This is a genomic window from Deinococcus radiopugnans ATCC 19172 (genome assembly GCF_006335125.1).
Taxonomy (GTDB): domain Bacteria; phylum Deinococcota; class Deinococci; order Deinococcales; family Deinococcaceae; genus Deinococcus; species Deinococcus radiopugnans.
Window position 1 is genome coordinate 126820 of record NZ_VDMO01000003.1, and the last position, 14549, is coordinate 141368.

General features: G+C 68.6%; 10 protein-coding genes. 6 read left to right on the forward strand and 4 right to left on the reverse strand.

Annotated features, from left to right (window positions below):
• Window positions 1-96 precede the first annotated feature (96 nt).
• The 5 genes from FHR04_RS03645 (at window position 97) to FHR04_RS03665 (ending at window position 7142) form a co-directional block, all read left to right on the forward strand.
• Window positions 97-834, forward strand: coding sequence for a nucleotidyltransferase family protein (locus FHR04_RS03645; RefSeq protein WP_139400891.1), 738 nt, complete (start codon window positions 97-99; stop codon window positions 832-834).
• A gap of 49 nt (window positions 835-883) precedes the next feature.
• Window positions 884-1756, forward strand: a complete 873-nt coding sequence (locus tag FHR04_RS03650) for an NAD-dependent epimerase/dehydratase family protein (protein ID WP_249038956.1) — start codon at window positions 884-886, stop codon at window positions 1754-1756.
• Window positions 1757-1874: 118 nt separating this feature from the next.
• Complete coding sequence (locus FHR04_RS03655) at window positions 1875-4028, forward strand: Agd3-related carbohydrate-binding protein (protein WP_446333896.1); 2154 nt, start codon at window positions 1875-1877, stop codon at window positions 4026-4028.
• An 80-nt stretch (window positions 4029-4108) separates the two neighbouring features.
• Window positions 4109-6310, forward strand: coding sequence for an Agd3-related carbohydrate-binding protein (locus FHR04_RS03660; RefSeq protein ID WP_139400896.1), 2202 nt, complete (start codon window positions 4109-4111; stop codon window positions 6308-6310).
• Between the two features lie 22 nt (window positions 6311-6332).
• Complete coding sequence (locus FHR04_RS03665; protein WP_139401056.1) at window positions 6333-7142, forward strand: endo alpha-1,4 polygalactosaminidase; 810 nt, start codon at window positions 6333-6335, stop codon at window positions 7140-7142.
• A gap of 21 nt (window positions 7143-7163) precedes the next feature.
• Here the strand turns inward: FHR04_RS03665 and FHR04_RS03670 are convergent, their stop codons facing one another.
• The 4 genes from FHR04_RS03670 to FHR04_RS03685 all read right to left on the reverse strand — a co-directional run bounded on the left by FHR04_RS03670 (window position 7164) and on the right by FHR04_RS03685 (window position 10962).
• Window positions 7164-8303 (reverse strand): FtsW/RodA/SpoVE family cell cycle protein, encoded by a 1140-nt coding sequence (locus tag FHR04_RS03670; RefSeq protein ID WP_052195510.1) that lies wholly within the window; start codon window positions 8301-8303, stop codon window positions 7164-7166.
• Window positions 8300-9622, reverse strand: coding sequence for a UDP-N-acetylmuramoyl-L-alanine--D-glutamate ligase (gene murD, locus FHR04_RS03675; RefSeq protein ID WP_249038957.1), 1323 nt, complete (start codon window positions 9620-9622; stop codon window positions 8300-8302). The genes FHR04_RS03670 and murD overlap by 4 nt, the downstream gene beginning before the upstream one ends.
• A 264-nt stretch (window positions 9623-9886) precedes the next feature.
• Window positions 9887-10369: a sulfocyanin-like copper-binding protein gene (locus FHR04_RS03680; protein WP_139400901.1), complete on the reverse strand. Its 483-nt coding sequence runs from the start codon at window positions 10367-10369 to the stop codon at window positions 9887-9889.
• Between the two features lie 173 nt (window positions 10370-10542).
• Window positions 10543-10962, reverse strand: coding sequence for a M67 family metallopeptidase (locus tag FHR04_RS03685; RefSeq protein WP_139400903.1), 420 nt, complete (start codon window positions 10960-10962; stop codon window positions 10543-10545).
• A 167-nt stretch (window positions 10963-11129) separates the two neighbouring features.
• On the opposite strand from FHR04_RS03685, the gene FHR04_RS03690 reads away from it, so the two are divergent.
• On the forward strand, window positions 11130-14378 hold the full coding sequence (locus FHR04_RS03690; protein WP_139400905.1) for a DNA translocase FtsK: 3249 nt from the start codon (window positions 11130-11132) through the stop codon (window positions 14376-14378).
• The last annotated feature ends 171 nt before the right edge of the window (window positions 14379-14549 follow it).

A 14549-nucleotide genomic window follows, 5' to 3' on the forward strand; every position in this document is an offset into this window, starting at 1 on the left:
TCTGATGCTCAGCTGATCGACGACAACAACGACGCCTCATTCAAAGTTCACCCCAGATTCATTCCTGCTTCTCCCTGGGCAGGAAAGGAGGAGCCTATGCACGCAGTTATCCTGGCCGGAGGAAAAGGCACCCGTTTGCGCCCTTACACCACCTGCGTTCCCAAGCCGCTCGTGCCCATCGGCGACACCTACTCGATTCTGGAAATCGTGCTGTACCAGCTGCGCGCGCACGGCTTCACCTCGGTCACGCTGGCGGTGGGGCACATGGGTCACCTGATCCGCGCCTTCGTGGGCGACGGCAGCCGCTACGGCCTGCAGGTGGACTACACCGACGAGGAAACCCCGCTGGGCACCATCGGCCCGGTGCTGAACGTGCTGGACACCCTGCCCGAGCATTTTCTGGTGATGAACGGCGACGTGCTGACCAACCTGAACTACGGCACCTTCCTGCAGCGCCACATCCAGTCGGACCGCCCGGTGACGGTGGCGACCTACAACCGCGAGATCAAGAGTGAATTTGGCGTGCTGGACATCGACGAGACCGGCAGTCAGATCGTCGCCTTCCGCGAGAAGCCCACCGTGCACTTTCAGGTCAGCATGGGCATCTACGCCGTGACCCGCCAGACCCTGCGCGGCTACACGCCGGGACAGGTGCTGGGCTTCGACACGCTGATGCTGGACCTGCTGGCCGCCCGGCAGTTTCCCGGCAGCGACCTGTTCGGAGGGTACTGGCTGGACATCGGCCGTCCGGAGGACTACGACATGGCCAACCGCGAGTGGGAGGAGATGTCGGCGATCCTGCTGCCGCACCTGACCCTGAGCGCCGCGGACTGAGATGCCGGACGCTGGCCGTTCGCCCGTCTCTCTGTCCGGCCAGGTGCTGGTGCTGGGCGCCCGCGGCTTTCTGGGCCGCCGCATTCTGGCGGCCCTTGAGACGGCCGGACAGGCGGTGCGCGTCCCCCCGCCGGGCGACCTGACGGCGGCCACACGCGCCGACTGGGACGCCCTGCTGGACGGCGTCGCGGGCGTGATCAACGCGGCCGGGCGCACTGCGGGCAGCCCCAGCGAACTGGCCCGTGCCAATGCCCTGCTGCCCGCACGCCTGCTGGAAGAGGCGGCGCGCGTGAACGTGAAGCTGGTCCATCTGGGTTCGGCCGCGGAGTACGGGGCGGTGCCGGAGGGCCACGCCTCGCGCGAGGACGATCCGGCGCGGCCCCTGTCGCCCTACGGCGCGTCCAAGCTGGCCGGCACCGTCCTGATCAAGGAGGCGCTTCGCAGCGGGCGCGTCCAGGCCGCCGTCCTGCGGCTGACCAATCCGCTGGGCGCGGGTCTCGGTGCCGGAACCCTGCCGGGCCGCGCCGCCCGCGAATTGGCCCAGGCCACGCGCGCCGGTCAGGACACGGTGCGCTTCGGCCCGCTGGGCGCGCGGCGCGATTTCGTGGACGCCCGTGACGTCGCCCGCGCCGCCGTACACGCCCTGACCTCGGACCTGAGCGGCGTGGTCAACATGGGCAGTGGGCAGGCCCGTCCGGTGCGCGATCTGGTGGACGGCCTGGTGACCCTGACCGGGTTCCGGGGCCAGATTCTGGAAGACGCCCCCGGCAGCCCCCGCAGCGGCGACGTGCCGTACCAGCGCGCCGACATTTCACGCCTGCGGGACAGTGGCTTCACGTTGCGCCACACCTTTCACGACTCGCTCGACTCGCTTTTGTGTGGACTGGAGCCCACTGAAGCCAGATCGCCTGTGCCGGGTTGAAGGTTCCTGCTTTTCATCGTGACCCGTTGAACCCATTCTGACTCCCCCTTCGCCTTCCGCCCCGAGGAACCTGCCCTTGAAGAAAAAAGTCCTGCTGCTGTCCGCCCTAACCCTGTCCATGCTGCTGGCCTCCTGCGGTGGTTCGCCGTCATCCACGGTGACGGCGCTTCCGCCTGGGGCCGATCTTCCCGATGATTCGGGTCAGACCCTTGTGCCGCGCAGCGATTACAACCGGGACCACAGCACGAATCACAACGACGAGATCACGGTCATTCCCCCAGACCCCAAGCCGGGCAACCTGCCCACCCACGCCCGTCTGGGCGAGGCCACCATCCTCAAAGCCACCCGCCTGAGGGCCCAGACGCTGCCGGGCAATGCCCAGACCGACAAGGTGGATCTGCGAGTCTTGGTGGTCAGCAGCGGCGCGGGCGATTTCGGGCTGGACAGCGCCACGGCCATGCTCCAGCAGGCCGGCGTGCCCTACGACGTGCTGAACGCCAGTCAGCAGACCCTGGGGCAGGGCAGCCTGATCAACGCGGACAGCACCGGTAAGTACCAGGGGATCATGTTGACCAGCAACGCCCTGGTGGCTGAAACCAGTCCCGGCGTGTACACCAGCGCCCTGGACAGCGGCGAGTGGGACACCCTGTTCGCGTACGAGGCGGCCTATAAGGTGCGGCAACTGGCCCTGTACGGCTACCCCGGTGTCGCGCCGGAAGACTACGGTCTTCGGGCCGTGCCGGGGGCGGAAACCTCCACCACCTCCATGACGCCCAGCAGTGCGGGGCTGGGTGTCTTCAAGGACCTAAAGACCGATGTGACCCTGCCGGTTCAGTACGCCTACAGCTACCCGTCCGCCCTTGAGGCTGTTCCTGGCGTGACCACCACGCCGCTGCTGACCGATCCGCAGGGCCGGGTGCTGGCCGCCACCAGCACCGCTGCCGACGGGCGTGAACGCCTGCTGATCACCACCGCCCAGAACCCCTACCTGCGCCACACCCAGCTGATGGGCTATGGACTGGTGCAGTGGCTGACCAAAGGCGTGCATCTGGGGGAGCACCGCCGCTTCCTGCAGGTCGACATCGACGACTATTTTTCGGATGGCGACCACCTGAACGCGCAGACCGGCCTGGTGTATACCACCACCTTCCGCCTGAGCGGCTCCGACATGCTGTCGGCGCGGGATCAACAGACACGGATCGGGCAGGACTATCCGGTGGCGGTTGCCTTCCGCTACGCGTTGGCTTTTAACGGCGGCGGCGCGTTCCCCAACGCTCCGGCCTCGTGCAGTCTGGCAGTCAGGACGGTGGACCTGCTGACCAGCGTGAGCAAGTGCGTGATGGGCAGCTTCGACTGGGTCAACCACACCCGTGATCACCAGCGTCTGGACGTGATGGATCTCAAGACGGTCAAGCAGCAGGTCGGCGGCAACCTGACCATCGCCGCCAAGCTGGGCCTGCCCCTCAGCAAGAAGAGCCTGGTGACCGGCGAACACAGCGGGCTGGGCAACATGGACCCCGGCGACGACGGCACCCACAACGACGAGGCCACGGTCGGCCCCAAGCAGGATCTGGGCCTGGGCCGCAGCAACCCCAACATGCTCGCGGCTGCTGTCAGCGCCGGGGTGCGCTTTATTGCCTCGGACCACAGCGTCGCCAGTCAGCGCGATGATTCCTGCGCCACCTGCGGCGTGCAGCACCCACTGAACCCCAATCTGTTCCTGGTGCCGCGCTGGCCCACCAACGTGCACTACCACGTCACCACGCCCGCCGAGGTCACCGCTTCCTACAACAGCATCTATGCTCCCGGCGGTATCCGCCCGTATTGGGATCACGCCCTGAGTTACGCCGAGGTGATGGACAAGGACAGTGACCTCTCCCTGAACCACATTCTGGGCGGCTACGCCTTTCCACACTACATGCACCAGCCCAATCTGCGCCAGTACGCTCCCGGACAGAGCTTGGCCAGCGACTGGGCACGCGCGGCATTGGACAAGTACAGCCAGTACAGCACGCTGCCCCTGAACACCTACACATGGGATCAGCTGGGCGACTACCTGAAGAGCCATACCCTGGAAGAAAAGGCCAAGGCGGCGGGCACGCTGCGTGGCGTGTGGGACCGCAAAACCAATGCAGTGGTCCTGAGCAACCTTGCGGCTGGAGCGGTCCCCCTCACCCTCACTGGCGCGAGCACCGGAGTGCCCTACGGTGCCTACCGGATTGCCGCCGTGAACCTGTCGGGAACCAAGACGGTGGCCGTCACGCCCCAGTAAGACTGGCCCACCGTTCCGCATCTCCTGTTTTCTCCGCATCCACCTTTTGAGACCGCATCACACTGTTGAGGAGTCCTGCTATGAAGCCACAAACCCTGCTGTCCGCCCTGTCCCTGACCCTGCTGCTGGCCGCCTGCGCTGGTCCGCAGGCCCCCGGCACGGTCAATGGCGCAAACCCGGTGCCCGGTTCCGCCGAGGACCTCGGCACCCGGCCTGTGGCCGTCGGACCAGACACGGTGGAACCCGCGTTCGACAATGTGCCCGTCGTGTCAGGCCATGTGCATGCGCCGGACCCCGCTCCCACCTTCCGTGATCTGCCGAGAGACGCCCGGCTGGGGGCGGCCACCATTCCCCGGGGCACCCGCTTGAGCGCCCAGGCCTTGCCAGCCAACGCCCAGACTGACAAAGTCGAACTCCGGGTGCTGGTTCTGAGCAGTGGTGAGGGCGATTTCGGCCTCGACAGCGCCAGGGCCATGTTGCAGCAGAGCGGCGTGCCCTATGACGTGCTGGACGCCAGCGGGCAGACCCTGGACCAGTCCCGGCTGATCAACGCCGACGGCACCGGGAAATACCAGGGCGTGATCCTGACCAGCAACGCGTTGTTGACGCAGCCCACTTCCGGCGTGTACATCAGTGCCCTGGACAGCAGTGAGTGGGAGACCCTGTTCGCGTACGAGGCGGCCTACAAGGTGCGGCAACTGGCCCTGTACGGCTACCCCGGTGTCGCGCCGGAAGACTACGGTCTTCGGGCCGTGCCGGGGGCGGAGACCTCCACCACTTCCATGACGCCCAACGCCGCAGGAAAAGGGATTTTCACGGACCTGACGGGTACGGCGCTGCCGATTCAGTACGCCTACAGCTATCCGTCCGCGCTGGAACCCGTTACTGGTGTGACCACCACGCCGCTACTGACCGATCCGCAGGGCCGGGTGCTGGCCGCCACCAGCACCGCTGCCGACGGGCGTGAACGCCTGCTGATCACCACCTCCCAGAACGCGGCCCTGCTGCACACCCAGCTGCTGGGCTACGGTCTGGTGCAGTGGCTGACCAAAGGCGTGCATCTGGGGGAGCACCGCCGCTTCCTGCAGGTCGACATCGACGACTTCTTCTCGGCGGGCGATCACCTGAACTCGGCCACCGGACAGTTGTACGCCAAGCCCTTCCGCGTGAGCGCGGGCGACCTGATCTCGGTGGATTACCAGCAGAACGACCTCCGCAAGGATTTCAAGGTGGCCAGCCAGTTCAGGTATGCCCTGGTCTTCAACGGTGGCGGGGCCAAAACGTCGTCCCTCGGGTCCTGCCTGTTCTACTGGCTCGGCTCGGATCAGCTGACCAGCATCAGCAAATGCCTGAAAAATGATTTCGACTGGGTCAACCACACCAAAGACCACCTGCGGCTGGACGTGATCGACTACAAGACGGCCAGCGAGCAGATCGCCGGCAACTTCACCATCGGCAGCAAGCTGGGCCTGCCGGTCAACCGCAAGAGTCTGGTCACCGGCGAGCACAGCGGCCTGGGCAATATGGACCCCAGCGACGACGGCACCCACAACGACGACGACGTGAACCTGCCCAAGCAGGACCTGGGACTGACGCGCAGCAATCCCAACATGCTCGCGGCCGCCGACAGCGCCGGGGTGCGTTACCTGGGGGCCGATCACAGCGTCGCCAGTCAGTGGGACGCCTCCTGCGTCACCTGCGGCGTGCAGCATCCGCTGAATCCGAACCTGTTCCTGGTGCCACGCTGGCCGATCAACATGCACTACCACGTCACCAACCCCGCCGAAGTACTGAAGTCCTACAACAGCATCTACGCTCCCGGCGGCACCCGGCCCTACTGGGACCATGCCCTGAGCTACACCGAGTTCCTGGACAAGGAAAGCGACCTGGCCCTGAACCACATGCTGGGCGGCGGCGCCTTCCCCCACTACCTGCACCAGACCAACCTGAACCAGTACGCCCTGGGCAAGAGCGTGGCCAGCGACTGGGTGCGGGCGGCGCTGACCAAATACAGCCGGTACAGCACCCTGCCGCTGAACACCTACCACTGGGATCAGCTGGGCGACTACCTGAAGAGCCACACCCTGGAAGAAAAGGCCAAGGCCGCCGGGACGCTGGGGGCCGTGTGGGACCGCACGACCAACGTGGTGGCGATCAGCAGCCGCGGCGGCAGCGTGCCCGCCACCCTGACCGGCGCGAACTCGGGCACCCCCTACGGCGCGTACCGGGCGCTGTCCAGCACGGTGAACGGCACCGTCAACGTCGCGGTCACCCCCAGGTAGGGCCGGTGCGGGTTTGCTCACGGTGATTCCACCGCTCTCGCCTCACCTGCCCCTGAGCGTCTTTTACGGCCCGCCCACCCCGCAGGCCCTGAAGACGCTGGCGGGCTTCCGCACAGTCATCGTGCAGACCAGCCTGTACACCCCGGCCCAGCTTGCCGCCTTGCGGGGCGGCGGGACACGGGTGCTGGGATACCTGAGCGTGGGCGAGGACCACCCACACGGGGAGTACGCCTGCACCCCCGGCTGCGCGGCCTACCATCTGGCGGTCAACCCGCAGTGGGGCAGCGTGACCGTGGATGTCCGCAACCCGGCGTGGTGGGCCGAGCTGCTGCGCCGCGCCAGCGCGGAACTTCAGCACGCCGATGGGCTGATTCTCGATACCCTGGACAGCGCGGACCCGGAGGGCACGCTGGCGCTGGTGCAGACGCTGCGGGCTGCCTTTCCGCACGTGACCCTGCTGTCAAACCGGGGCTTCGGGTTGCTGCCGGGGCTGGCGCGGCTGGTGGACGGGGTGCTGTTCGAGGGCTTTTCCACCACCCACACCCCGGCCTACGCCGCGCTGGACGCGCAGGGGCTGGCCTACACCGCCCACTGGCTCGGCGAACTGCGCGCCCTGGGCCTGAACGTCTGCGCGCTGGACTACGCCGACCGCCCGGCGCTGGCCCAGGCGGCCCGCTCGCGGGCGGCGCGCCTGCAGGTGCAGACCTTCGTCACCGACCGCGCCCTCACGCTGGCCGGCGGGCTGCCCTGCGGGTCTGCGCTGTGGGGACCGTGCGCCACACCCGAAACAGGTGTTCCCGCAGTGGCAGAGGCGTCAGCAATTTCCGTCTGACGTCTCCCTGGTCTGCCGGCGCTATTCGGCACTCAATTCCAGCTCCTCGCGCCGGTCTGCCGTCCCCTCGGCGGGCCGGGCGTCCGTTTCGGGCAGGTTGCGCCTGACCTCGCGCAGGGCCGAGTGGATGATGCCCAGCGCCACGCTCATGGTGAGCATGCTGGAAAAGCCGAAGCTGACCAGCGGCAGCGGCACCCCCGTGACCGGAAAGATCCCGGCGGCGACGGCCAGGTTCACCAGCGCCTGACCCACGATCATGAACATCGTGCCGGTCGCCAGAATGCTGGCCCCGTGGATTTCCGGCGTCATGGGCCGGATGCGCGCGGCCAGTTGCGAGGTCTGCAGCGCCACCGACACGATCAGCCAGTAGCAGAACAGCAGCGTGACCACGCCCAGCAGCCCGGTGGTAAAGCCCACCGAGGCCACCACCATGTCGGTGTGGGCGGCGAAATACTCGTAGCGCCGCCCGTCCGGTCCCTGACCCCACCAGCCGCCCCAGGTCAGGTCGCGGTGAGCGAAGCCGATCTGGTCCAGGCCCACCGCCCGCTCCTCGTCCCGCGCCTGGTGGCCCTGCCAGCGCGCCAGGATGTAGGGATGCTGCTCCAGATACCGCGAGAACAGCGGCAGCGCCGCCAGCCCCAGCGCGAACAGAAAGCCGGTGATGTTGCTGATGCGCACCCCGGCGGCGTACATCAAGATGATGCCCAGCCCGAACATCAAGACGCTGCTGCCCAGGTCCGGCTCGGCGAAGACCAGCCCGGTGGTGATCAGAATCATCAGGGTGGCGCTGACCAGCTTGTTCTGCACGCCCCGGCGCGAGAAGAACGAGGCCAGCATCATCACCAGTCCCAGCTTGGCCAGTTCGGACGGCTGGAACCGCAGGGGGCCGCCCAGGTCCAGCCAGCGTTTGGTGGCGCTGCTCTCCTCGGTGCCCACCCCCACAAACAGCACCAGGATCAGCAGCACCAGCGTCAGCGCCCAGAACGGCGGCCCCAGCTTTAAAAAGCTCTTGGGCCGCAGCCGGGCCACCAGAAAGGTGATGCCCAGCGCCAGCGCCGTTTTCCAGGCGTGTTCCACGATCAGGTCCGGGCGTGCGGCGGCCACCCCCAGCAGGCCCAGCACCATCAGCAGCACCTGCGCGATGATCAGCTGGATGCTCACGCGCGGGCCTCTGCGTCCGTCAGCGCCCGCGCCGCGCGCCGGAAACTGTCGCCGCGCTGGGCATAGTCGCGGAACTGATCGAAGCTGGTGCCCACCGGGGCCAGCAGCACGGTGCCGCTGCCGTTCAGTGCGTCCAGACCCGCCCGCACGGCGGCCCGCATGGTCTCGTCGCCGTCCGCGCCGGGCACCGTCACGAAGGGCAGGCCCAGCCCACGGGCCAGCGTCTCGCCGTCCTCGCCGAACGCGATCACCGTCTTGACCCGGCCCCGCGCGGCTTCGCGCAGCGGGGCGAGGTCCGCGCCCTTGTCGCGCCCGCCCACCAGCCAGGCAATCGGCGGCGCGGCGCGTTCCAGCGCGGCCTGCACCGCAATGGTGCGGGTGGCGATGCTGTCGTCGATAAAGCCCACGCCGCCCAGCCGGGCCACCGTCTCGAAGCGGCCCCGCTGCGGCTGGGCGGCCCGCAGGGCGGCGGCCAGCACGTCCACCGGGACCGGACGGCCCAGCCGCAGCAGCGTTGCCTCGGCGGCCAGCAGCGCGGCGGCGGCGTTGGCCGGATGGATGGATGCGGGCAGCTCGGCGGTGGGCAGGACGCTCTCGCCGCTGCCCAGCACCAGCCGCGCCGGGGAGAAGGTCCGCACCTCCGCCCGCGTGCGGACGGTCAGGCCCTCGGGCACGATCAGAACGTCGCCTTCCTGCTGCCCCGCCGTGATGTTCAGCTTGGCGGCGTGGTAGGCGTCCACCGTGCGGTGGCGGTCGAGATGGTCCACGCCCAGGTTGGTGATCACGGCCACCGGCAGGCGCAGGCCCGGCACCCGTTCCAGTTGAAAGCTGGACAGTTCGGCCACCGCCACCTCCGCCGCGTCCACCACGTCCAGCAGCGGCGGGTCGATGTTGCCGCCCTCGCGCGCGTTCACGCCGCAGGCCCGCAGCAGCGAGGCGATCAGCACCGTGGTCCCGCCCTTGCCCGCCGTGCCGGTTACGCCCACAATGGGCAGCGCCGGGCGCAGGCGGGCGGCCAGCGTCACCTCGCCGATCACTTCTGCGCCGCGTCCGCGCAGGCGTTGCAGGTCCGGATGATCGATGGGCACGCCGGGCGCGGCCACCACGGTCCGGTACAGGTCATTCACGTCACCGCGCCCGAAGTGCAGATCTTCCATTAGCGCCAGATCCTCGGCCGAGGGCCGGGCATCGTGCCACTGGGCCGCCCAGCCCTCGGCGGCCAGAAACCGCGCCGCGCCGCGCCCACTGCGCCCCAGACCGTAGATCAGGATGCGCCCCCCTCCAGCCGTTGTGCTTCCCACGCCCTGTTCCCCAGTCACGCCCTCAACATAGGGGAAAATGATGAACGGGGCTGGGCAATGCCGCATGTGCGGCGGTGGCAGGATTACGTTCCGCGATCCGGCCTAGGCTTGGGCCCGCAGAAGGCCGCCCGCCCCGGAAGGGGGCTTATACGGACTCCGATTGAAAGGTGTTGGAAACACCTGGAAATCCGAGCGGAGCGAGAAAGAGAAAAACGGGTTCCGGACGTGGAGTGTGGGAACCGGCGCTCTCCCGGTTCCTACACGAAACAAACGGAATCCGTATTACTTGAAGCTGGCCGTTTTGGCGGTGCTGGACACCACGAAGCCCACCCATTGGCCGCCCAGGTTGTGTCCCGGCACGCCGCACACCAGATTGTAGGTTCCGGCCTGGCCCACCTTGAACACCACGGTCTGGGCCTTGCTGCCGCCCGCCACACCCTCGACGAGCTTGGCCGTGTAGGCCTTGGGGAAGGCCGCGTCCTTGGCCGTGACCGTGTTGGGCGGGGTCCTGCCCTTGGTGACGATGGCGCTGTGCGGCATGTTGCCCATATTCTTGAAGACCATCTTGACGGTCCAGCCGGCAGGAATGACGAAGCCCTTCTTGCCGTGGTCGGCCCCGTTGAAGTTCAGGCCGCCGTTGTCGGTGCCTTCCCCGGCGTTGACCGTGATCGTGGCGGTCTTGGAGGCCGCGTCGTTGCTGACATAGCTGGCGGCGCTGGCCTGACCCAGCAGCAGCGCTCCGGCGACGAACAGAATGGTTTTCATGGCGCGAGTGTAGGACTGCGCCGCACCGGCATAAGCCAATGACTCACAGTTGACCCTGGGCCTCTTTCGGTGGGCCGGGACGATTTCTCCGGGTGCGGCTCTTCCGAGTGTGCCGCCTCTCAGGGCGCTGCGCTTCGGCCCCTCCACGGCGCAGTCTGGGCACGCCTGCCGGGTCAGTCCTCCACCCGCAACTCCACCGCCGTGCCCTGCGGCAGCCGGTAGGCGCGCAGCAAGCGGCTCTCCAGATCGGCGATCACGTACGGCACCGGGTAGGCCGCCAGCCGCACGTCGGTGACGCTGGGCTGTGCCGGGCCGCGCGGGTGGCTGTGGTACAGCGCCACCAGCGCCAAGCCGCCCTCCCGCATGGCCTTGAGCGCCCGCAGCAGCTGCACCGGGTCCGCCAGATACTCGCGCTCGGGACTGGGGGAGATGTTGGGCAGCGGGTACAGCGCCTGGGCGCGGGCCGGCCCGTCGCCGCCGTCTTCTGCCGTGTGGCCGGTGCCGCCCAGCGCTCCCACGCACTCGCGCGGGGCCTCACGGGCTGCGTGTGCCCACAGCGCGTCGGCCAAAGCGGCAGGCAGAATCAGGGACACGCCCGCATTATGTGGGGTCTGCGCCCGGTGAGTGGGCTGCCTCCCGCTCACCGGGCGGTCCCGGCCACACGCCGACGGCCCGCAGCGCCCAAGTTCCGATCTCAAATGCCGTACAGGACGCCTCAATTTCCAAATGACCCGGCGCGCTTTGCGTTACACTGCCGTGGATGTCAAAGGCCCGCGCCAAAATTTCTCCCCCGGTCAGCCGCTTCGACGGCGAGGCGCTGGGCCTGGTGCTGTTCGCGGTGGGCATTTTTCTGGCGGTCACGCTGCTGCTGCCCGCCGAGGCCGGGGTGGGGGCGGGAGGCACGGTCACGCCCGGCACCGGCGGCACGGCCGGGTTCATGGGCGGGGCGCGCTCGCTGCTGCTGGGCGGCCTGGGCTGGGGTGCGTACCTGCTGCCGATCATTCCCGTGGCCTACGGCACCCTGGTGTTCCTGGGCCGCGACCTGCGCAACCTGACCCGCCGGGTGCTGGGCGGCGTGATCGTGGTGGTCTCGCTGCTGGCCCTGCACGAGGTCTTCCAGCCAGGCGCGGCGGGTCAGGGGGCCGAGACGGTCATGCGCCCGCTGACCTCCACCCTCAGCTACGCCGCGGCGCTGCTGCCGCTGGTCACGCTGACACTGGGCCTGGAGCTGATGCTGCGCCTGGCCCCGCTGAGCATGCTCAAGGCGGTCTTCCGGCAGCTGAGCGTGTGGCTGGGCGGCGCGTCGGCCGGAGTCCAGGGGGCCATCGAGGCCCGTCAGGACGGCATCGAGTCGGCCCGTGCCCGCGGCGGCGTTCGCGCCGGACTGATGGCCCACGGACGCGAGCTGGACACGCTGCGCCGCCTGTATCCCGAGGCACAGGAGCTCAAGACCCAGCAGGCCGAACTCAAGACGGCCGGGCGCGAGGTGCGCCGCCACGACGAGGCGGGCCTCAAGGGGCTGGAGCGGGACCTGAAGCACTGGCAGGAGAGCACGCGCCTGTTCGTCGGTCACGCGGCCCGCGACCTGCGCGAGCTGGTGGCGCGCGAGGCCCCCGACGCCGGGGCCGACGCCGAGGCCCGCGCCGCCGAGATCCGCCAGGGCCGCCACGAACTGAGCGTGGCGCTGCCCAGCACCCAGGCGTGTGACGCGCTCGAACGCCTGCGCCGGGGCATGGTCTCCGAGATCCAGCGCCTGTCCGGGCGGGCCGGCAAGCTGGAGCGCGAGCGGCTGGCCGCCGAGAAGGCGCTGGTCAAGCCCGACAGCGCCGCGCTGGCCCGCGAGTGGCCCGCCCACCGCGAACGGCAGGTGGCGTGGCAGGAACTCAGCCGCGATTTCACGGCCTGGCGTGCGCGCGCCGACGTCTACCCCGGCTGGCCCGACCTGGTGTCGGCCTTCGACCGCGCCCCCACCGAGGTGGCCACCGAGCTGGCCGCGGCGCTGGCCGAGGACACGGACGCCACCCTGCGCGAGCAGGACCGCTGGCGCGCCCGGCTGGCGCAGGCCCAGGAAGAAGCCCTGCGCCGCGCCGAGGCCATCACCGGCGCGGCCCCCCAGGAAACCGCGGCCCCCGCCGTGCCGCCGGCCCTGGACTTCGACTTCGTGAATGATGGCCTTGCCGACAAGGGCTCTGCCAGCGAAGCGTCGGCCCCTGCCGCCTACGATCCTGACCCAGGCAGGGCGCCCATGACCCTCACCGCGTCGGTGGACCGGGGGGAGTGGGGCGCGCCGCCCAGTGCGGCCCCAGTAGCCGCCCCACGGTCAGACCACAGCGGCGCCGTCGATCCCTTCGCCGACTGGGACGACGATGACCTGCCGTTCGGACCTGCGTCCTCTCAAGGAGGCCCGACGCTGGAAGCCATGCCCGGCGGCAAGGGCGAACCGCTGCTGGGCACAGGCGGCGTGCGCGCCGGTGCGCCCAGACCCGGCACGCCGCCGTGGGAAAGCGCCGCTCCAGCTCAGCCCAGGGCGGAGAAGCGCCCCACCAACCCCGTCGGTGCCATCGCGCTGGCCCTGCCCGATGACCGCCTGCTTGATCCCATCCCGGCGGCGGCGCACAACACGGCGGCGCTGGAAGTCTCGGCGCGGCAGCGGGCGGGGCTGATCGACGAGACGCTGCGGCACTTCAACCTTCAGGCCAAGGTGGTGGACTACGCGCGCGGCCCCACGGTGACGCGCTACGAGATCGAGCCGGCGCCCGGCGAGAAGATCAGCCGGATTGCCAGCCTGTCCAACGATCTGGCCCGCGCCCTGGCGGTGGGTGGCGTGCGTGTGGAGGCTCCGGTGCCGGGCAAGAGCGTGATCGGCCTGGAAGTGCCCAATGCCGAGCGCGAACCGGTGACCTTTCACCAGGCCGCCGCGTCCCCCGGCTTCCGCAATACCCGCGCCAAGCTGCCGGTCATCCTGGGCAAGAGCATCGACGGCGAGCTGATGGTGGGCGACCTCGCCAAGATGCCGCACCTGCTGGTGGCGGGCAGCACCGGCTCGGGCAAGTCGGTGTGCGTCAACACGCTGATCACCTCGCTGCTGTTCAAGTACCTGCCGGGCGAGCTGCGCTTCCTGATGATCGATCCCAAGATGGTGGAACTCACGCCCTACGACGGCATTCCCCATCTGGTTCGCAGCGTGGTGACCAACCCGGTGGACGCGGCGGGCGTGCTGCTGGGCGCGGTGGCCCACATGGAACGGCGCTACAAGATGATGAGCGCGGTGGGCGCCAAGAATCTGGAGCAGTTCAATGCCAAGATGCGCCAGACCGGCGAGACCGAGCTGCCGCATCTGGTGATCATCATCGACGAGCTGGCCGACCTGATGATCACCAGCCCCAAGGAAGTCGAGTCCGCGATTATGCGGCTGGCCCAGATGGCCCGCGCCACCGGCATGCACCTGATCCTGGCGACGCAGCGCCCCAGCGTGGACATCCTGACCAGCCTGATCAAGGTCAACGTCCCGGCCCGCATCGCCTTCGCGGTCAGCAGCAGCCACGACTCGCGCACCATTCTGGACGCCATGGGGGCCGAGCGCCTGACCGGCATGGGCGACATGCTGTTCTACCAGCCGGGGCAGGTCAAACCGGTGCGCCTGCAGGGGCCGTACATCTCCGAGGCCGAATCCGCCCGCATCAGCGACGAGCTGCGCCGCATGGTCTTCGAGGACGACTTCGTCGAGGCCTACGGCGCGGATTTCGAGGGCGAGGTGATGGCCAGCGGCCCCGGCGACCGCAGCGGCATGGATTTCAGTGACCCGCTGCTGCGGCAGGCCGCGCAGATCTGCATTGAGGAGGGCCAGGGCAGCGTGTCCAAATTGCAGCGCCGCCTGAGTGTGGGTCATGCCCGCGCCGGCAAACTGATGGACCTGCTCGAAGCCATGGGCATCGTCAGCAAGCACCAGGGCAGCAAACCGCGCGACGTGCTGGTGACGGAAGCTGACTTGCCCGAGTACTTCGGCTGACCCGGCGCTCCGGCAACTCTTTTTCAAGACCAGCCTCGTCTCGCACCGATCCAGGATGAGCAAGATATGAGGACTGGGTCAAACAGGCTGCCCATTTCGTTTACGTGACCTGTCTCAATCCTTACGCAGGTTGCAATTTCATCTGGGGTGGTGAAGATTGAGTGCCGGACC

What these genes read in the sequence shown, in the direction of transcription:
- FHR04_RS03680 (WP_139400901.1), bottom strand. Translation starts at nt 10,369, where the DNA reads ATGAAAACCATTCTGTTCGTCGCCGGAGCGCTGCTGCTGGGTCAGGCC.
- FHR04_RS03655 (WP_446333896.1), top strand. Translation starts at nt 1,875, where the DNA reads ATGCTGCTGGCCTCCTGCGGTGGTTCGCCGTCATCCACGGTGACGGCG.
- FHR04_RS03660 (WP_139400896.1), top strand. Translation starts at nt 4,109, where the DNA reads ATGAAGCCACAAACCCTGCTGTCCGCCCTGTCCCTGACCCTGCTGCTG.
- FHR04_RS03690 (WP_139400905.1), top strand. Translation starts at nt 11,130, where the DNA reads ATGTCAAAGGCCCGCGCCAAAATTTCTCCCCCGGTCAGCCGCTTCGAC.
- FHR04_RS03645 (WP_139400891.1), top strand. Translation starts at nt 97, where the DNA reads ATGCACGCAGTTATCCTGGCCGGAGGAAAAGGCACCCGTTTGCGCCCT.